Raw genomic sequence first — 18,087 nt, 5'->3', positions numbered from 1 at the left:
CCATGAAACGCGCGCTGCTGGGGTTGATCTTTCTGTCGGCCTGTTCGTCGCCCCCTCCGCAGCCGCCGTCCGCCCCTCCCGGCCCGGCGCCCGCCGGCATCCCCGTGGGCCTTCCCGGCGAGGCGCCCAGGACCTTCTGCGACGCTTCGGGCCGCTGGAGCGCCGGCGGCCACCGGGTGGAACACCGCATCGAACCCGAAGGCGGAGACGAACCCGCGCATCCTTCGGCCGGATCGCCGCGACTGTCGCTTTTCCGCGGCACGCTTCCCTTCCCGCAGGTGACGTGGGACGCCGGGGGCGGGTTCCAGGTGACCCAGCTCCTGTACCCCGCCGGCTCCTCGGGGGTCGTGGCGCGCTACCACGTCATGAACCACGGAGACGGGCCGCGTTCGTGCCGGCTCGTCGTCGCCTCGGGAGCGCTCGTTCCTTCGGGAACCGGCGCGAGCCGGACCCCTTCCGGCTGGTCGTTCCCGCTCCGCGTGGAGCCGGGAACGAGCGCCTTCGTCCACCTCACCACGGCCGATCTCGCCGGACGGGTCCAAGCGGAGGATCTCGAACGGGCGGCGGCCGCCTGGGAGCGCGCCTTCGAAGGACGCCGCCTGCGCGTTCCGGATGCCGACGCGGTCACGGAGTACTATGCGGCCCTGGCGGGGATCCGCATGGGGCTGAGCGAGCGCGCCGCCGTGCTCGACCGTCTGCTCGGCCGGCTGGCGCGTCCGGAAGGCGGCGCGATCCGCCTCTTCCCCGATGTTCCCGAGACCTGGCTCTACCAGACGATCGAGGCCGAGGGAATTCCCACCCCCTTCGGCGCGCTGACCGTGCAGTACGAGGGCGCGTTCAACGCCCGGGCGCTCGAGCTGCGGGGCGACTGCCGCCCGCCGGAAGGCTTCCTTCTCGAGGCGCCCGCCGAGCTCTCGGCGCGAATCGACGGCCGGCCCGCGGCCCCCTCGGGAGGACTCCTGCGGATTCCCGCGGGCGCCCGCCGTATCGAGCTGGTCCGACCGTCCTGAGAGCCTCCGATGCCCGAACCCCTGACCGTCGCCGAACGGACGAACTACCGCGAAACGTCGCGCCACACGGACGTCCTGCGGTTCATCGACGCGCTTCAGGCCCGCCGCCCTCGCTTCCGCGTGGAGTCGATGGGGCGCAGCGCCTTCGGCCAGGAGATGCCCGTCCTTGTCTCGGGGGACCGCCGGCCGGATCGCCCCACGGTGCTTGTCCTGGCCAACATCCACGCGGGGGAGGTGGAAGGCAAGGAGGCGGTCCTCATGCTCGCCCGGGACCTGCCGGACCGGGTCCTCGAGGGGCTGACGCTCCTTCTGGTCCCCAACTACAACCCCGACGGAAACGACCGGATCGATCCGCGCCACCGTGCGCTCGACCTCGAGAAACTCGAAGGCCAGATAGGTCCCGAAGGGGGCGTGGGAACGCGCACGACCGGCCAAGGCATCAACCTCAACCGCGACTATATGAAGCTCGAGGCTCCGGAGTCCCGGAACCTCTCGCGCCTGTACGGCGCGTGGCGACCGCACCTCACGATCGACTGCCACACGACGGACGGCTCGATCCACGGCTTCGACCTCACGTACGACACCTCCCACATTCCCACGCCGCCCTGCGAATGGATCCGGACCGAATTCCTTCCCGAAATCACCCGCCGCCTGGACCGCCGGACGGGACTCAAGACGTTCTTCTACGGCAATTTCATCGACGAGAAGGATCTCTCCAAAGGGTGGATGACGTACCCTCATTTTCCGCGCTACGGGTCGCATTACCGCGGGCTGACCGGACGGATGGACATTCTTTTGGAAGCCTACAGCTACATCCCCTTCCGGGACCGGGTGCGCGTGACGGTCGAAATCCTGAAGGAGATCTTCGATCTGGCGATCGAACGCGGGCCGGAGATCGTGCGGCGGTGCGCGGAGGAGGAAACCCGCCGGCCCGATCCCGTGGGCATCGCCTACGGACCTCCGCAGAAAATCGGAGACTGCGAGATCCTGGCGTGGGACATGGAATCGCAGCTCGCAAGGCGCATTCCGGGCCGCGAGAAGCGTCTCTACCGGGTGCCCCATTTCGCCCGCTTCGAGCTCTCGAAGGCCGTGCGGCGTCCGGCCGCGTACCTCGTGCCGGGCGCCCTGGGGACGGTGCTCGAGAAGCTGCGGGAACACAACCTGCGCCTGGTTCCCGTGGAAAGCCCCTTCGAAGTGCCCGGCGAGACGTACCGCGTGGAGGGGCTCTCGTCGGTGGACAGCCCCGACGTCGGAGACATGAAGCGCCTGGAGACCGTGGCCGTCTGCCGCGCGGAATCGGGACCCGTTCGGGGCGTCCCGGGGGATATCCTCGTGCCCGCGGACCAGCCGCTCGGCACGCTGGCCGTCTACCTTCTGGAGCCGGAGAGCGACGACGGCCTGGTCCGCTGGAACTTCTTCGACGCCGTCCTGCGCCCGGGGGGGGCGTATCCGGTGCGGCGCCTCGCGCGGTGGCCTTGACTTGCCCCGGCGTTCGCGCGACCGGTACAATGAGATTATGGCGCTTAAGACCAAGCCCCGAAAGACCGTGGACGACTACCTGCGACTTCCCGAGGGTGCGCTCGCGGAACTCCTCGAGGGGGAAATTCTGACGTCGCCTTCGCCGCGATTTCGACACCAGAAAGCGGTTCTTAACCTCGCGGCGATCCTTCGGGAGCATTCCCGCAGTCGCGGTCTTGGCCTCGTCCTGGCGGCGCCGATGGACGTCCATCTGCCTTCCGGGGACATCGTGCAGCCGGACGTCCTCTTCCTGGCCTCGAATAATCCGGCGCGACGCGAGGACTGGATCCGCGGGGTGCCCGACCTCATCGTGGAGGTCCTTTCGCCCGAGAATCCCGAGCGCGACCGGCTCGTCAAGCGCCGGCTCTACGAGCAGAACGCGGTCCGCGAGTACTGGATCGTGGATCCGGAAGAGCGCTCGGTCGAGATCCTCGGGCTCTCCGGAAGCGCCTTCTCGCCGCTCGGGTACTTCCAGGAGCCGGATACGCTGACGTCGTCGGTCCTTGCGGGCCTGGAGCTTCCGGTCGGCGAAATCTTCGCGTAGCCCGACCTCGCCTCCTTCATCGGAAAGGGCGCACGGCCGTATAGACTTCAACGATCGCGGGAGATGACCATGACGGCTTTCTTCGCGTCCTTTCTCTTCTGGGCGGGTGCGGTTCAGGACGGACCCGAAAACGACTCCCTTCGCCGCCTGATCCGGGATCTCGAACACGACGACGTGGCGGTGCGGGAACGGGCGGAGCGGGACCTGGAGGCCGCGGGGGAGGCGGCCGCGCCCGCCCTGCGCCGGCTCCTGGAGAACTCGCAAGGGACCCAGAACGAGCTGACGCTCCGGGCGACGGCGGTTCTCCGGAGAATCGAACGGGCCGCCAAGATCCGGGCCGCCTACCGCGACCCCGCGCCGCTGCGCCTGGACGTGCGGGACGCCGATCTTCGAGCCGCCCTCGCGGAAATCGAGCGCCAGGCGGGAGTGCGCTTCGAGGATCCGCCGCGGGACGTCGCGGCCCGCATCACGCTGGCCGCGGACGGTCGCCCGCTCCTGGCCGTCCTGGACGACCTCAGCCGCCGCGCCGGCATCTCATACCAGTGGAAGGACGACCGGACCATCCGCCTTCTCCCGGAACCCTTGCCGCCCTATCCGGCCGCCTATCCCGGCCCGTTCGCCGTGCGCGTGGTGGAGCTGCGGCTGGAACGCCGGACCGACTTCAAGGAGCGGACCGCCCGCGTGCGCCTTCAGCTCGAGACGGACTACGAGAGGTCGCTCAAACCGCTTGGATTTCCTTCCGTCACGCTCCGCGAAGCCCGGGATGACCGGGGATCCGCCCTGGAGGTGCGCGAAGGCGTCGAGGACGTGGAATCCCCCCTGGCCGCCGTGCGCGTGCTCGTGCGCCCGGCCGCCCGCGGGCTCGGAGCGTCCCCGGAGCGGCGGGCCTTCGCTCTGTCCGGCCTGGCGCTCGGAGCCGGAAAAATTTCTCTTCAAGGGACGGTGCGCGCTCTATTTCCGCTGGAGAGCGGCGAGATCCGCCTGAAGCCCGAGGCGGGAGCCCAGGCGGAGGCGGGACAGGTCCGCATCCGCGTGGAGCGCGCCACGGCGGGCCGCCTGTGGATGCTGACCTTCGCGCCGGCGGACGGAACACCGGACGAGTCTTTCCTCGAGACGGTCGCCGAGCGGCTGGACGAGGAGTCGCTCGTGGCGGTGGACGACCAGGGAGCCGAACACAAAGGGACGTTCGTGCGCACCCCGGAGGCCGCCGCCGTCGTCGCCGTACGGAACGCCCGGAAGGTTCCGGCGGATCCCGTCCGGGCCGTCTACCAGGCCGCTTTCCCGGCTCTGGGGCCCCGAGCGGTCCGGGAGATCCGCTTCCGTTTCGTCACGGACACGTACGTCAAGGAGATGCCGTTCGCGCTGGAGGGCGTCGAACTGCCCTAATGCTTCGGTCGGCCGCTCGGGGGACCGTGCGCCGGATCCTCGTCGGGAACCTCCTGGATCTTGTAGCGGCTCACCTGGACGGGATACCAGATCTCCTCATAACGGCGGAGCTTGACGCGGTAGCGCATGACGTGGCCGCTCGGGTACGTGTAACCCCGGACGACGTAGGGACCCCATTCGGGGGACTCCTTGAATTCGTACACGGAAGGCCGGAAGGGCTCCGCCTTCCACGGAACGTCGAGGTGCTGCCGGAGGGTCACGTCCGCCACGGCCCGCGGGTCGCCGTGCCATCTCTCCTCGCCCGACCGGTAGCGGGCGAGGCGCTCGGCCAGATCGGCCGGCGGGTCGAGGTTGATGTCCGGCAGGTCGAGGTAGTAGACCTCGGCGCAGGACGCCGCCAGCGCCGCCAGGAGAAGCGCCGCGCTATTCCGGGCCACGGCCGCTCCCGAGGCTTTCGAACATGGTCTTGAGCATGTCCTTGTACGAGGCGCCGTTTTCGAGATCCTCGCGGGCGATCAGAGAGCTCTGGTGCATCCCCTCGAGCACGAATTCCATGGCCAGAAACGTCTCCTCGGCGGGCGGCCGCAGATGCTCCTGGACGAGGGCCCGCAGGCCGGCCACCTGATCGAGCGCCCGGGCGTACTCCTCCGGGCCCATCGAGTCGCTCACCTCCACGCGGTTTCCGCGCGCGAACCATTCCAGAACGGGCTTGTAGACCGTGTCTTCGACGGGGGCGTCCTTCGTGCCCGGCCCCGGGCGTCCCTTCGGGCCGGCCTTGGGGGCGGCGGGCCGCGCGGCGTACGCGTCCGGCAGGCGCCTCCGGAACGCGGCCTCGATCGCCTGCCCGATCAGCCGGCGCGCCACGACCGCCACGCCCTCCCGTTCGCCTTCGTAGACGAGCTCGATCTTCCCCGCCACGGCGGGCACGGCGGCGTAGAGATCGCAGATGCGCGGCACCGCCCGGCGCTCCCCGGTCCGGAGCGCCCTTCGCTCGCAATTCGAAACCACGTTCTCGAGCGCCGAAATCGACAGCCGCGCCGAAACCCCGCTTCCCTGATCGACGAATTCGCTCTTTCGGGCCTGAAAGGCGATCTCCTCCACGATCTCGCGGATCAGGGCCGGCACGTGAACGTCGCAGACGTCTTCGCGCCGGACCCAGGCTTCCTGCGCCGTGATCGCGACGGCCTCCTCGAGGGTCCGCGGATAGTGCGTCATGATCTGGGAGTCGATGCGGTCCTTGAGCGGCGTAATGATGGTCCCGCGGTTCGTGTAATCCTCCGGGTTCGCGGTATACACGATGCAGACGTCCAGGGGGAACCGCACGGGAAAGCCGCGGATCTGGACGTCGCGCTCCTCCATGACGTTCAGAAGCCCCACCTGGATGCGGGTCTGGAGGTCCGGAAGCTCGTTGATCGCGAAGATTCCCCGGTGGGTGCGCGGGAGAATGCCGAAGTGAATGATCTCCTCGTCCGCGAGCGACCGCCGCTCGTTGGCCGCCTTGATGGGGTCGAGATCGCCGATGAGGTCGGCCATGGTGACGTCCGGCGTGGCGAGCTTCTCGCGGTAACGGTCCGCGCGCCGGAGCCACCCGATCTCCGTGGAACCCGTGACGGTGCGGCGGCAGCGGCGGCAGAGGGGCGCCAGCGGATGGTCGTTGATCTCGCATCCGGGGACCACGGGGACCTCTTCGTCGAGAAGGTCCACGAGGGCCCTCAGGAGCCGGGACTTGCCCTGCCCCCGGAGGCCGAGAAGGATGAAGTCGTGGCGGGCGAGAATGGCGTTCTGGAGGGCGGGCAGGACGGTCCGGTCGTAGCCGACGATGCCCGGGAAGAGCCGTTCGTCGGCGCGGAGCTTGCGGATGAGATTGCGCCGCATCTCCTCCTTCACCGGGACCACGCGGGCCCCGGAGGCGCGCAGCTCGTCGACCGTTCGCGGCTTGCCGGCCATGGGCGGCGTCCTACGCCTCCTCTTCCTCGCCCCGTTCCCCGGCGGCGGCGCCCTGCTCCCCTTCGGAGAGCCGGAACGCCACGATCTTGTTGGCCACCAGGAACGTTTCCAGTTCGTCGATGAGGAGCGCCACGTAGTCGGGCGTCACCTGCTTGAGGATCCCCATCCACGGCTCCGTGTTCTCCGTGGTCCAGATCTCGACTTCGCGTTCGAGGAACTCAGCTAGCTTTTTCAGCATTCCTGGCCTCCCGCTCGCGGGCCGCCTGCAGCGCCGCCTGGTAGTCGTTCCAGAGGGCCTGCTTGGGCCGTCCCACGTCCAGCGGCTCCCACGGGAGCACCTCCGAGACGGAGCGTTCCCGGCGGGCGTAGAAATCGGGATCGATGCCCGCGTTCTGAAAGGCGCGCATCCAGCGCGGGAAATCGAAAAACTCCGACCATTCGTCGAAACGGGCGCCCAGCCGGCGCGCTTCCACGAGGGCGGCGCCCACCCTCCGGTCCCCCCGCGCCAGAACCGCCTCGATGTAGGACTTCCGCGGATCGTGCGCGCGCAGGTGGACCCGCGTGCCGCGCGCCAGGGACGCCAGGCGCCGCTCCACCTCCAGCACGTACTCCAGCTCCCGCTGCGCGCAGAACTGGAACGGGGTATGAGGCTTCGGAATGAGGGGGGAGAGGGTGATATTGACGTCGCCCCACTTCCCCCGGACTTCCTTGCCGATCCGGCTGGCCCGCTTGGCGGTTTCGAGAATGGCCTCGACGTCCGCCGCGGTCTCCATCGGGAATCCCACCATGAAATACATCTTCACGTGATTCCAGCCGTGCTGGAAGGCCGCCCGGACGGTCGCATCAAGGTCCTCGTCCCGGATCGGCTTGCGGATGATCCTGCGGAATTCCTCGGAGCCTCCCTCGGGAGCGATCGTGAAGCCTCCCTTGCGCACCGAGGTCATCAGCGCCGGAAGCTCCGAAAGCTTCTCGTCCACGCGCAGGGACGGCAGCGACACCGAAACCCGCCGCTGGCGGAAGCGGGCGTGAAGCCGCGTCATGAGCTCGTGGATCTGCGGGTAGTCTCCGCTCGACAGGGACGTCAGGGCGATCTCGTCGTACCCGGTGTTCTTGTACACCTCCTCCGCCTGCGCCAGGAGCTTCTCCACCGAGCGGAAGCGGAGCTTGTTCTTGAAGCTCACGGCGTGGCAGAAGCGGCAGCGGTGCGGGCAGCCCCGCATGATCTCCAGGTTGATCCGGTCGTGGACCACCTCCGCGAACGGCACGACGGGCTTGAGCGGATAATAAGCCCCGTCGAGATCCGCCACCTGGGCCTTCTTGACGACCCGGCCCGTGAACGAGGAGATCGTCCCATCGGGCGCGTAGGTCCATTCGTAGAGAGACGGAACGTACGCTCCCGGAACCCGTTCGGCGACCGTCCTGAGGAGCGCGTCCCGGTCCCGGCGCAGGTCCTTGTAGACGTCCACGAGCGCGGGCATCGCCTCCTCGCCGTCTCCCAGGATGAAGACGTCGAAAAAGTCGGCCAGCGGCTCCGGATAGCTCGCGTTGACGCCTCCCCCGACGACGAGCGGAAATTCGGGGCCGCGCTCCCGGGCCCGGAGCGGCAGGCCCGCCAGCTCCAGCATGTTGAGAACGTTCGTGTACCCGAGCTCGCTCTGCAGCGAGAAGCCCAGGATGTCGAACTCGCGCACCGGCCGGTGGCTGTCCACCGAGAACAGGGGGAGGCCCTCCGCCCGCATGCGGTCCTCGAGGTCCGGCCAGGGGGCGAAGACGCGCTCGCACAGGGTGTCTTCCCGGGAGTTGAGAAGTCCGTAGAGAATCTGAAGGCCCAGGTGGGCCATGCCGATCTTGTAGCAGTCGTGGAAGGCCACGGCCACCTTGACCTCGGCGTCCGTCTTGCGGATTGTGTTCCACTCCCCGCCGATGTACTGGGCGGGGCTCTGCACATGGAGCAGATGCCGTTCCAGCCTGTCCCAGACGGTGGTCATGTCGTTGTCCGCGATCGGAGGCGGGCCCGCGAAGGCGGGGGCTCCGGTCACGCCCTCGCCCTGAGCCGCTCGACGAGCGCATCCACCAGGAATTCGGGCGTCGAGGTTCCCGTGCTGATGCCGACCCGGCGCACGCCGGAGAGATCCACGCCGTCGATCTCCTCGGGCTCCTCGATGTGCACGGTGCGGCAATACGGCCGGCTGACGTCCACGAGCTTCTTCGTGTTGGAGGAGTTCTTCCCCCCGATGATGATCATGAGATCCACGTCCCGCGCCACTTCGGCGGTGCGCTTCTGCCGCGTGATCGTGACGCCGCAGATCGTCTGAAGGAGCTTGAATTCGTAGCACTTGGCCGCCAGGAGCGGAATCGCCCACGCGTAGTCCTCGAAGGTCACGGTGGACTGAAAGAGCGCGGCGATCTTGAGGTGGCGGCCGACCTTCTCGAGATCCTCCCGTGTATCCACGATCGTGTGACGATCCGGCACCTGGCCGGCGATCCCCACGACCTCGGGATGGTTGCGATGGCCGAGGATCACGATGTGGTACCCCTCCGCGGCGAACTCGCGCGCCTTGCGCTGGGTCTTGAGGACGAAGGGGCACGTCGCGTCCTTGACGTTGAATCCCGCTTCGACGAGTTCCTTCATCCGCGCCGGCGTGGTTCCGTGCGTGCGGATGACGACCGTGGCGCCCTTCTCGCCGATCTCCTCCATCGACTGCACGGTATGGACGTTGTGCGCGTCCCGGAGCATGTCGATCGTATGGTGATTGTGAATGATCGGCCCGAAGGTATAGACCTTGGCCCCTCCGGCCTTGTCGGCCTCGTCGATGGCCATGTCCACGGCGTCCCGGACGCCGTAGCAATACCCGATTTCCTTGGCGATTCTGATTTCCATGCCGTCCCGGGCGAATCGGACTCCTCTTACTATAATCGGAAATCCGCCGCAAGTCTAAATCAACCTTGCGGCCTTCAATTGGGAGAAGGCCGGCCGGGGTCGCCCCGAACGCCCGTTCCGGGGGGAATCGCGGCCAGGAGGCGCCGGCACCGAACCCCCACGTCCTCCTCCGCCAGCAGTTCCTGCCGGGCCGCCGGATCCCGCACGAGGGCCGCCGCGACCCGATCGCACAGGCAGCCCAAGGAGAGCGTTCCCGGAGGGGCCGCGGGCGCCGCCGCGATCCGCCGGGAGCAAAGATCCTCCAGCGCGGGCCGGAACGTCTCCTCCGCTCCCTCAGGGATCCGGTCTTCCAGAAGAATCACCCGGGCGACCCGGTACGGCCGATCCCGGACGATGTCCAGAAGCCGGGCCCGCGCGACGCCCTCGAGAAGCAGGAGAAAACGGCCGTCCGGAAGCACTTTGTCCTCCGCGATGCGGCCGATCCCCACCACGTCGTGGACGGCAGGATTGCCGTAGTAATCCTTTTCCCAGCCCGGTTTGAGCAGGGCCATGGCGATCAGCCGTTCCCCGTCCAGAGCGTCCCGCGTCATCTGCCGATAGCGCGGCTCGAAGACGTGAAGCGGAAGGAGGGATCCCGGGAAAAGGACCACGTCCGGCAAGGGAAAGAGCGGCACCTTCCCCGAAAACGTCTCTCGAGAGAACGTGCCCGGCCCGCTCACTCCTTCACGGCCACGCGAACGTTGGAGAAATGAATGTCCTTTTCCCCGTAGACGGGCGCCTGGAAAAGACCCTGCTCGCCGCCCTTTACGCCGGTGACGGTCGTTTCCTGCCACTCCGAAAAGCTCTCCTTCCACGTTTCGACGACCGCCCCCGGACGGTTCAGATCCCGTCCATACGCGAAAACATTCGGCACAAAGACCGTCGCGCCGATTTTGATGTCCTCGGCCTTCGCCGGGCGGGTCTTGTGATAGCGCTCGCTCTTGAAGGTTTCGTTCTTGGTCAGCATCTGAAATTCGACTTCCTTCTTCTCGCCCTCGGCGGGCGTCTTCACGATGCACGCATACCATTTCCCGCTCGGGGCGCGCGCCAGGACGGCGTGTTCGGGCAAATAATCCCCCGAGGCGGGCGCGGGCGACGGCGCGCGCCCCTGGGGCGACGACGGCGCGGGCTCCGCCCCTTCCACCTTGCTTCCGCAGGCGCCGCAGAACTTCGCCCCCGACTCCAGCTCCGCGCCGCACTTGCACTTGGGCTTGGCGGCGGACTTGCCGCACTTGGTGCAGAAGTTCTGCCCCGCGGCCAGCTCCGTCTTGCAGTGCGGGCAGTACGACGGCTGGGGCCGCGAGAACTTGGCGTCGATGGCCGGAAGCATGCGCTTCAAAGACTGGTCCAGAGCGTACCGCATGATGCGGCCCTGGCTTTCGGCGTCCACCTTGATGTCCTTGCTCGCGTCCCCGCCGATGCCGAGGACGCGGACGCCCCACGCGCTGGCGGTATCGACCCGCTTGACGGGTTCGGCGTCCTTGGCGACGATCTCCCCGGTCGTCGTATTGACGAGCTTGATGTCCACCGCCACGCGCGTCTCGATCTCCGTCTTGCTCGTATCGATGTCCAGAGGGGCGATGCCGGGAAGGATGCGGTCGAAAATGCCGCCGCCGGTCCGCGTCCGCATGACCTTGATGCTGAACTCGGTAATGGATCCGAGGAACAGATAATCCACGCCCCGCACCCGTCCCGGACGCGCCAGCTCGTTGGGATCCACCACATTGGCGAGCCCCTGCTCCTTGAGCACGTTCTCGAGCTGGAGCCGCTCGATCATGTTGAATCTCCCGGAGTTCACCAGGAGCGTCTCGAGCTGCTCGGCCGCCTGCTCGCCGACCGGGCGCGAATGCCACGACTGGTTGTTGGTCTTGTCCTGCAGCTTCATGACCGCCGCGCGCACCTTCGTGTACCCGGGCGGAGGCGGAGGATAGTTGCCGATGTCCGGAATGGAGTCCTTCGAATACGTTTCGCTGGTCGAGGTTCCACACGCCGTCAGGACCACCCAGAGCGCGGCCGCGCCCATGGCTCGAAGCATCTCTTCCCTCCCTGCAATAAGTCCGATCCGTCCGGTCAGGATTTTTAGACGGCCGGGCCGTCAATACATTACCAAATTCTCAGCGCAGACGTCCCGATTTCGAAAAGAAATTCCATGGATTGTCCCAGACCAGGCGCTCGAGATCCCGCTCGGAGGCTCCGCGGCCGCGCAGCTCCTCCACCGTGTACTTGACCATGAGCGGATCGCTGGGCCCCCAGTCGGCGGCGGAGTTGATCATCATGCGCTCGTAGCCGTTGTCTTCGACGATGTTGGCCATCCGCTCGGGCGAGAGCTTCGTGATCGGATAGACCGTGTGCCCCGCCCAGCAGCCCGCCTTGAGGGACATGGGCGTCGTGTCCTCGACGTTGTGGTCCATGAGGACGCGGTCCATGTCGTAGTCCATTCCCTTGAGAACTTCGAGGAGCCTCCGGATGCCCTCGTACTTGTTGAGGTGCGGCGAGTGAATCAGAAGAGGCAGGCCGAACTCGCGCGCCAGCTCCGCCTGCCGGACGAAGAATTCCTCCTCCGTGGGGGTCATCGCGTCGAAGCCGATCTCGCCGACCGCCACCACGCGCGGATGCTCGAGGAACCGCGGAAGTTCCTCGACGACCTCCTGCGCCAGCTCGTAGTTGTTGGACTCCTTGGGATTCATGGCGATCGTGACGTACTGCCGGATTCCGTAGCGGGCCGCCCGCGAGTGTTCGTAGTGGATCAGATGGTCGAAGTAGTCGAAGAAGCTGCCGGCGTACTTGCGGGTTTCGCCCAGCCAGAAGGCGGGCTCGACCAGCACCTCGACGCCCGCCTTGGCCATGGCTTCGTAGTCGTTGGTGGTGCGCGCGTACATGTGGGCGTGCGGTTCGAAGATGCGCATGCCGACCTCCGGGAAGCGGCGATTTCCCGAAAGTCTACGCCTCCCCCGCCGCCGGGTAAAGCGAAAAAAATCCCCTGGCTCGCGGGCGCCGCGCCCCTACGCCCGCCCGGACTCGACGGGCTCCAGCGGCCGGTACAGCGTGTCGCGGCGCACGGGCTCCCGGCCGGCCTCGCGGATGAGCGCCCGGAGCTCCTCCTCCGTCACCCCCAGGGGCGATTCCGCCCCCGCCATGTGCACGATCCGTTCCTCGACGATCGTCCCGTCGATGTCGTCCGCGCCCCAGGAGAGAAGAATCTGGGCCATCTTGAGCCCGGTCATCACCCAGTACGCCTTGATGTGGTCGAAATTGTCCAGAAGGAGCCGCGCCACGGCGTGCACCCGGAGGTCCGTCTGGGCCGTGGGCCGCGGCAGGTGCGAGAGACGGTTGTTCTCCACCTGGAAGGCCAGCGGGATGAACGCCGTGAATCCGCCCGTCTCGTCCTGAAGCGCCCGCACGCGCAGCATGTGATCCACGCGTTCCTCGTCGGTCTCGAGATGGCCGTACAGCATCGTGGCCGTGGAGCGCCCTCCCAGGCGGTGCCACGCGCGGTGAATCTCCAGCCATCGCTCGGGCTTCGCCTTGCCGCTGCAGATCTGGTTCCACACCCGCGGGGCGAAAATCTCCGCCCCTCCTCCCGGAAGCGAGTCCAGTCCCGCCTCCCGGAGCTCCAGAAGCACCTGCTCCGCCGGCTTTTTCGAAATCTTCGTCAGGTGGTCGATCTCGGTCGCCGTGAACGCCTTCAGGTGCAGCTCGGGGTAACGCTCCTTGAGCCCGCGGAGCATCTCGAGGTAGTAGCCGAACGGAAGCCGCGGATGCACCCCGCCCACGATGTGCAGCTCGTTCAGGCGCTCGAAGCGCGCCTTGGCCGCATAGGCGAAGACCGCCTCGAGATCCATTTCCCAGGCCCCTTCCTGCCCTTCCTTGCGGTAGAAGCTGCAGAAATGGCAGTCGAACACGCACACGTTCGTGTAGTTGAGGTGCATGTTCCGGACGTAGTAGGCCCGGTTGCCGTTCTTGCGCTCGCGGACGAGGTTGGCCAGGCGGCCGACCGCGAAGAGATCGCGCGCCTTGAAAAGGCGCACTCCGTCCTCGAACGACAGACGCTCCCCCGCGCGCACCTTGTCTTCGAGATCCCGCAGCGTGTCGCCGGTCATGGGCCCGGATTCTACCCGGCCCGGCCCGGAGCCGCAAGCGCCCGCACGCGCCTTATTCGTCCGGCTCGGAGGCGGCCATGTGGTTCCGAAGCGAGGCGATGGCCACCCCTTCGTGCACCTTGTGGAAGCCGTCCAGAGGCGAAAGCCCGTAGGCGCGGTGCAGAAGGGTCATCGTGTGAAGCACCTCGCGGCCGACCCCCTCCCCGATATGGAACCGGCAGGTGCCGTTCGAGGCCGCCAGGAGGGTGGGATTTTTCGCCCGGATGTCCGCGAACACGTGCCGCCCGATCGCCTGAGCCAGATCGTACGTGGCGGCCTTCATTCCGAGCGACCCCGCCATCCCGCAGCAGCGTTCCGGAATCTCCACGAGCTCGATCCCCGGAATCAGGCCGAGCACCTGCCGGGCCGCCTTGTCCGCCCCCAGCGCCCGCAGGTGGCACGTGGGATGCACCAGGAGCGTGGACTGGATGCGCTTGAAATTCACGTCCAGCGCCCCCCGGCGGTGCAGGCTCCAGAGGAACTCGTGAACGTCCGTCACCCGGGAGGCCACCCGGCGGGCGTCGTCCCCCGGAACCAGCCGCGGGAGTTCCATCTTGAGCATGAGCCCGCAGGACGGGGCGCTGGCGACGATCGGAAGATCCCCCGTGGCCGCCAGAATCGCCACGTTCTCGCGCGCGTCCCGGACGGCCTCCTCGCGCGCGCCCAGCGAAAGCGCCGCCAGCCCGCAGCAGCGGTAGTCCGGAATCACGACCTCGAAGCCGTTCCGTTCGAGGACTTCGATCGTGGACTTTTTCTCGCCCAGAGGATCGTTGAAATCGGCGAAGCAGCCGGCGAAATAAACCACCTTGCGGTCGGACACGCGCGTGGGACGCACCTCCGCCCGCACGAAGCGCGGCGCGCGCTTGAGCCCGAGGATCGGCCCCGCCACGGGCGCCAGCCAATTCGAAAAGGGCGCCCAGCGGGCGGCGCGCTCCGAATTCTCCCGCACCCGCACGAAGAGCGCGTCCCGGCGGGAAAGCCCCCGGCGGGAAACGTCGAACGCCTTGGCCTCCAGGCACATTCCCGGAATGTCCACCCGGGACGGACAAAGGACGAGGCACAGCTTGCAGTTGATGCACAGATCCGCCACCCGCCGCAGCGCCGCCGGATCCTCCGCCACCTTCCCCTCGAGCGCCGCCCCGAGCGCCACCGCCTTGCCCCGCGGCGTCGCCGCCTCGTCGGGAATCTCCTTGAACACGGGACAGTAGGTCCGGCAGTGGCCGCACCCGTTGCAGCGCTCGATCTCGCCCGCCCAGGCGAGGAACGGCGAGTCGTGCCGATAGGTCGCGTCCGGCCTCCGGGACGCCCTCAGGAAGGGCGTGAAATCGAAGTCCGGCGGCGCCAGCTTCTTGCCCGGATTGAGGATGTTCCGGGGATCGAACGCCTGCTTGACTTCCTCGAAGAGCGGGTAGAGTTTCCCGAAGATCTTGCGCAGGTACGCCGCCCGGAGGATCCCGTCCCCGTGCTCCCCGGACAGCGTCCCCCGCAGGGACGCCACGAGATCGGCCACGTCCTCGCAGAGGGGCCGGATCTTCGCATGATGCTCCCCCGAGCGCGGATCCATGAGGACGTTCACGTGGACGTGTCCGCTGCCGGCGTGACCGAACACGATGCCGTCCACGCCGTGCCGGGCGAAGATCCCTTTGAGCCCCCGGATGTAGTCGACCAGCCGGTCCGGGTGCACGCAGGCGTCCTCGATGATGCGCGTCGAGCGAAGCGGCCCCTGCAGGCGGTCGAGGATCGGGGATGCGGCCTTGCGGACCTTCCAGAGCTTTTCGTAATCCCCGCCGGAGGCCACGGTGACCTCGAGCGCCTCCCCCAGGAGCGTCCGGGCCTTTTCCGCCAGCTTTTCGACGGCGTCGCGGCGGTCTCCGTCGAACTCGCACAGGAGGATCGCCCGGAGGTTCTCGGGCATCGCTTCGCCGTATTCGAGGAGCGATCCGCGCACGAGATCGATCATCGTCTTGTCGATCACCTCGAGGGCGCTGGGGCCCAGCGGGCGAAGCGCCTGGACGGCCCGCCCCATGGGCTCGAGGTCGTCGAAGGTGATCCGAAGCAGGATGCGTTCGGTCGGCCGGCGCGCGATCCGCAGGCGCGCTTCCGTGACGACGGCCAGCGTCCCCTCGCTGCCGACGATCAGCCGGTTCATGTCGAACGGATCGTCGTAGAGGTGGTACCCGCTCGAGTTCTTCAGGACGTTCGGCTTCCACCGCTCGATGAGGGGCCGGTTGGCGGCCGTGAGCGACGCCATCTTCTGAACCAGTTCCTTCCAGCGGTCCTGGCCGGTGAGGGAACCGTCGTCCAGGACGCACTCGAGTCCGGCCACGTAGTCCCGGGTGACGCCGTACTTGACGGAGTGGGCCCCCGCGGCGTTGTTGGCGATCATGCCGCCGAGGGTGGCCACATCGCCGCTGGAGGGGTCCGGGGGAAACCAGAGCCCGAACTGCCGCAGGTGCCGGTTGAGATCCCCGAGGACCACACCGGGCTCGACACGGACGGTGGAGCGGACCTGATCCGTCTCCAGGATCCGGTTCATGTACTTCGAGAAGTCCAGGATGATGCCGGGTCCGAGGGTCTGCCCGGCCAGGCCGCTGCCGGCGCCGCGCGGCGTGATCGGGAGTTCCCGCTCCGCGGCGTACTTCACGACGGCCGCCACATCCCGTCGGTCGCGGGGAACGACGACCGCCTGGGGAACGATCTGAAAGATGCAGGCGGCGGTCGAGTAGAGGGCGCGGGAAATCTCGTCGCAGAGGACGTCCCCGCGGACGATGCGGCGCAGGTCGCGTTCCAGGCCCGAAGCGGCAGGCATACGGCGATCAGAACTTCTTGCGGTAGAACCGGTCCATGCGGCGCATTCCGGCGCCCACGACGGATTGTTCGATCACACCCACGGCCAGGACGACGGCGAGCGCCGTCCCCTGCTTGGCGAAAGCGCGCCCGAAGTCATCGAACCGTTCCCCGAGGAGGGCGAGCCATCCTTCCGGACGCAGCGGCTGGGCCACCAGCGCTCCGAAGGCGAAAAGTCCCGCCGCCCCGGCCAGGGCCAGGGCGGCGCCGAAGACCTTCCATCCGCCCTCGAAATTCCAGCCCGTCAGGAGCCACGTCCCGAAAACGCAGGCCAGCGCCGTGGCCGTGGCCAGGGGCACCGACAATTCCGCGTGGATCATGAACTGGCGGAAGGGGCCGTCCAGTCCTTGGGGCGTCCCGAAGGAGTAGATGAGGAGGTATCCCACGACCATGAGCACCCGGGAGAGCAGCACGCGGGACGCTCCCGGCAGGTGCTCGAACGAGACGACGGCGGCGGCGAAAAGGAAAAGCAGCCCGAAGGCGAGGCGGTTGGCGGGCGCCCCGATCGACGTTCCGAGAGCGGCCAGCGTGTGGCCGAGCGTCGCCACGGCGCCCTGCCCCGAATCGCGGTCGATCAGGGTCCCGGCGGCCAGGGATCCCAGGAGCATCAGGGCGACCAGCGAAGCCAGCGAGGCCATGCGTCCCGTCGAAGCGAACTCGCGCCGGTAGATGAACGCCGCGCCGCCTCCGGCCAGGAGGGCGCAGACGAGAAGAAGGATGCGCAGTCCGAGGTCGCCGTCCCGGGCCGGCCAGGTTTCCAGGAACGTGCCGCCCCGCGCGGCCAGGCCGCCGGAAAGGAAGGCCGACAGGATTCCCAGGGACAGGAGCCCCCAATGGGTCAGGGCGCGGAGACGGCGCTTGGCGGCCACGGTGATCGAAGGGGTTTTCGTGGCGCGCGTGGTCGCGGGTTTCTGGGCGACTTCGGGTTTCTGGCCGAAGAGAATCGCGTCGAGGTCGCGGATGAGGTCCGTGGCGCTCGCGTACCGCTGGGACGGTTCCATCTGGAGAAGCTTGCGCACGATCGCGCAGGCGCGCGGGTCGGCCGCCGGGAAGGCGTGCTCCAGGGGCCGCGGCTCCTCCTTGGTGCGCTTGATGGCGATCTCCATGGGGGATTCCCCCAGGAAGGGGAGCGTGCCGGAGAGAAGCTGGAAGTAGGTCACGCCCAGGGAGTAGAGGTCCGTCCGGTGGTCCAGGCGGCGACCCTCGACCTGCTCGGGAGAAGCGTATTCCGGCGTGCCCAGGAACGTCCCCTCGATCGTCAGCCCCTTGCGCGTCTCCGTATGGCGGGCCAGGCCGAAGTCGGTGAGATGGGGTTTCCCGTCCCGGGAGACGATGATGTTGCCGGGCTTGACGTCCCGGTGGATGATTCCGGCCCGATGGGCCGCGGCCAGGCCCGCGGCCACATCCCGGATGAGCCGGGTCGCGCGTTCGAGGGACAGGCGGCGCTCCCGGTCCAGGATCCGATCGAGGGTCTCCCCCTCGACGTACTCCATGACGAGGTAGTATTTGTCCTCGTGGCGCCCCACGTCGATGACGCGCACGACGTTGGGATGGTCGATCTGGCCGGCGGCGCCGGCCTCCCGAAAGAAGCGGGTGACGTACTCTTGATCCTGGGCGAGCGAAGGGGCCAGAAGCTTGATGGCCACTTCCTGATCCTGGGAGACGTGCCGGGCCCGATAAACGACGCCCATGCCGCCGGCGGCCAGGCGTTTCTCCACGCGGAACGATCCGATCTTGCTCCCGACAAGTGGGTCGTTGTCCTGGTCGAGGGTCATG

15 protein-coding genes are annotated in these 18,087 nt (G+C 67.8%); 4 read left to right on the top strand and 11 right to left on the bottom strand.

The annotated features are described in order from the left end of the window. Positions 1-2: 2 nt before the first annotated feature. From VNO22_09105 to VNO22_09090, 4 genes are all read left to right on the top strand, one after another. Complete coding sequence (locus tag VNO22_09105; GenBank protein HXG61520.1) at positions 3-1,010, top strand: hypothetical protein; 1,008 nt, start codon at positions 3-5, stop codon at positions 1,008-1,010. Positions 1,011-1,019: 9 nt separating this feature from the next. After that, positions 1,020-2,489, top strand: a complete 1,470-nt coding sequence (locus VNO22_09100; GenBank protein HXG61519.1) for a M14 family metallopeptidase — start codon at positions 1,020-1,022, stop codon at positions 2,487-2,489. A gap of 37 nt (positions 2,490-2,526) precedes the next feature. Beyond that, a complete protein-coding gene (locus VNO22_09095) occupies positions 2,527-3,072 on the top strand; it encodes a Uma2 family endonuclease (GenBank protein HXG61518.1) in 546 nt (181 codons plus the stop codon). A 63-nt stretch (positions 3,073-3,135) separates the two neighbouring features. Next, positions 3,136-4,458: a hypothetical protein gene (locus tag VNO22_09090; protein ID HXG61517.1), complete on the top strand. Its 1,323-nt coding sequence runs from the start codon at positions 3,136-3,138 to the stop codon at positions 4,456-4,458. Here VNO22_09090 and VNO22_09085 read toward each other — a convergent pair. The 11 genes from VNO22_09085 to VNO22_09035 all read right to left on the bottom strand — a co-directional run bounded on the left by VNO22_09085 (position 4,455) and on the right by VNO22_09035 (position 18,086). Continuing rightward, positions 4,455-4,895: a hypothetical protein gene (locus tag VNO22_09085; GenBank protein ID HXG61516.1), complete on the bottom strand. Its 441-nt coding sequence runs from the start codon at positions 4,893-4,895 to the stop codon at positions 4,455-4,457. The genes VNO22_09090 and VNO22_09085 overlap by 4 nt on opposite strands. Then, complete coding sequence (locus VNO22_09080) at positions 4,882-6,405, bottom strand: magnesium chelatase (GenBank protein ID HXG61515.1); 1,524 nt, start codon at positions 6,403-6,405, stop codon at positions 4,882-4,884. The genes VNO22_09085 and VNO22_09080 overlap by 14 nt, the downstream gene beginning before the upstream one ends. 10 nt (positions 6,406-6,415) lie before the next feature. Further along, positions 6,416-6,643: a DUF2642 domain-containing protein gene (locus VNO22_09075; protein HXG61514.1), complete on the bottom strand. Its 228-nt coding sequence runs from the start codon at positions 6,641-6,643 to the stop codon at positions 6,416-6,418. Then, entirely contained in the window at positions 6,624-8,393 is a 1,770-nt protein-coding gene (locus VNO22_09070; protein HXG61513.1) for a TIGR03960 family B12-binding radical SAM protein, read from the bottom strand. The genes VNO22_09075 and VNO22_09070 overlap by 20 nt, the downstream gene beginning before the upstream one ends. Before the next feature lie 47 nt (positions 8,394-8,440). Beyond that, positions 8,441-9,286, bottom strand: a complete 846-nt coding sequence (gene ispH / locus VNO22_09065) for a 4-hydroxy-3-methylbut-2-enyl diphosphate reductase (GenBank protein ID HXG61512.1) — start codon at positions 9,284-9,286, stop codon at positions 8,441-8,443. A 74-nt stretch (positions 9,287-9,360) separates the two neighbouring features. Continuing rightward, the gene (locus tag VNO22_09060; protein HXG61511.1) at positions 9,361-9,960 is read right to left on the bottom strand and encodes an LON peptidase substrate-binding domain-containing protein; all 600 of its coding nucleotides are present in this window, start codon (positions 9,958-9,960) and stop codon (positions 9,361-9,363) included. Positions 9,961-10,001: 41 nt separating this feature from the next. Next, positions 10,002-11,360: a CsgG/HfaB family protein gene (locus VNO22_09055; protein ID HXG61510.1), complete on the bottom strand. Its 1,359-nt coding sequence runs from the start codon at positions 11,358-11,360 to the stop codon at positions 10,002-10,004. 79 nt (positions 11,361-11,439) lie between these two features. Next, on the bottom strand, positions 11,440-12,231 hold the full coding sequence (locus tag VNO22_09050) for a TatD family hydrolase (GenBank protein ID HXG61509.1): 792 nt from the start codon (positions 12,229-12,231) through the stop codon (positions 11,440-11,442). 96 nt (positions 12,232-12,327) lie between these two features. Next, on the bottom strand, positions 12,328-13,425 hold the full coding sequence (gene mqnE, locus VNO22_09045) for an aminofutalosine synthase MqnE (GenBank protein HXG61508.1): 1,098 nt from the start codon (positions 13,423-13,425) through the stop codon (positions 12,328-12,330). A gap of 52 nt (positions 13,426-13,477) precedes the next feature. Then, the gene (locus VNO22_09040; GenBank protein ID HXG61507.1) at positions 13,478-16,273 is read right to left on the bottom strand and encodes an FAD-linked oxidase C-terminal domain-containing protein; all 2,796 of its coding nucleotides are present in this window, start codon (positions 16,271-16,273) and stop codon (positions 13,478-13,480) included. A 7-nt stretch (positions 16,274-16,280) separates the two neighbouring features. Beyond that, entirely contained in the window at positions 16,281-18,086 is a 1,806-nt protein-coding gene (locus VNO22_09035) for a serine/threonine-protein kinase (GenBank protein HXG61506.1), read from the bottom strand. Position 18,087 lies beyond the last annotated feature (1 nt).

The sequence above is a fragment of the Planctomycetota bacterium genome, from assembly GCA_035574235.1.
GTDB lineage: Bacteria > Planctomycetota > MHYJ01 > MHYJ01 > JACPRB01 > DATLZA01.
Note: the sequence above shows the minus strand (reverse complement) of the source record. Positions and strands in the feature narration are given on the sequence as shown.

Coding starts and splice junctions, on each gene's coding strand:
- VNO22_09080 (HXG61515.1), bottom strand. CDS start 6,405: ATGGCCGGCAAGCCGCGAACGGTCGACGAGCTGCGCGCCTCCGGGGCC.
- VNO22_09055 (HXG61510.1), bottom strand. CDS start 11,360: ATGCTTCGAGCCATGGGCGCGGCCGCGCTCTGGGTGGTCCTGACGGCG.
- VNO22_09040 (HXG61507.1), bottom strand. CDS start 16,273: ATGCCTGCCGCTTCGGGCCTGGAACGCGACCTGCGCCGCATCGTCCGC.
- VNO22_09035 (HXG61506.1), bottom strand. CDS start 18,086: ATGACCCTCGACCAGGACAACGACCCACTTGTCGGGAGCAAGATCGGA.
- VNO22_09105 (HXG61520.1), top strand. CDS start 3: ATGAAACGCGCGCTGCTGGGGTTGATCTTTCTGTCGGCCTGTTCGTCG.
- VNO22_09050 (HXG61509.1), bottom strand. CDS start 12,231: ATGCGCATCTTCGAACCGCACGCCCACATGTACGCGCGCACCACCAAC.
- ispH (HXG61512.1), bottom strand. CDS start 9,286: ATGGAAATCAGAATCGCCAAGGAAATCGGGTATTGCTACGGCGTCCGG.
- VNO22_09100 (HXG61519.1), top strand. CDS start 1,020: ATGCCCGAACCCCTGACCGTCGCCGAACGGACGAACTACCGCGAAACG.
- VNO22_09095 (HXG61518.1), top strand. CDS start 2,527: ATGGCGCTTAAGACCAAGCCCCGAAAGACCGTGGACGACTACCTGCGA.
- VNO22_09090 (HXG61517.1), top strand. CDS start 3,136: ATGACCATGACGGCTTTCTTCGCGTCCTTTCTCTTCTGGGCGGGTGCG.
- mqnE (HXG61508.1), bottom strand. CDS start 13,425: ATGACCGGCGACACGCTGCGGGATCTCGAAGACAAGGTGCGCGCGGGG.
- VNO22_09075 (HXG61514.1), bottom strand. CDS start 6,643: ATGCTGAAAAAGCTAGCTGAGTTCCTCGAACGCGAAGTCGAGATCTGG.
- VNO22_09070 (HXG61513.1), bottom strand. CDS start 8,393: ATGACCACCGTCTGGGACAGGCTGGAACGGCATCTGCTCCATGTGCAG.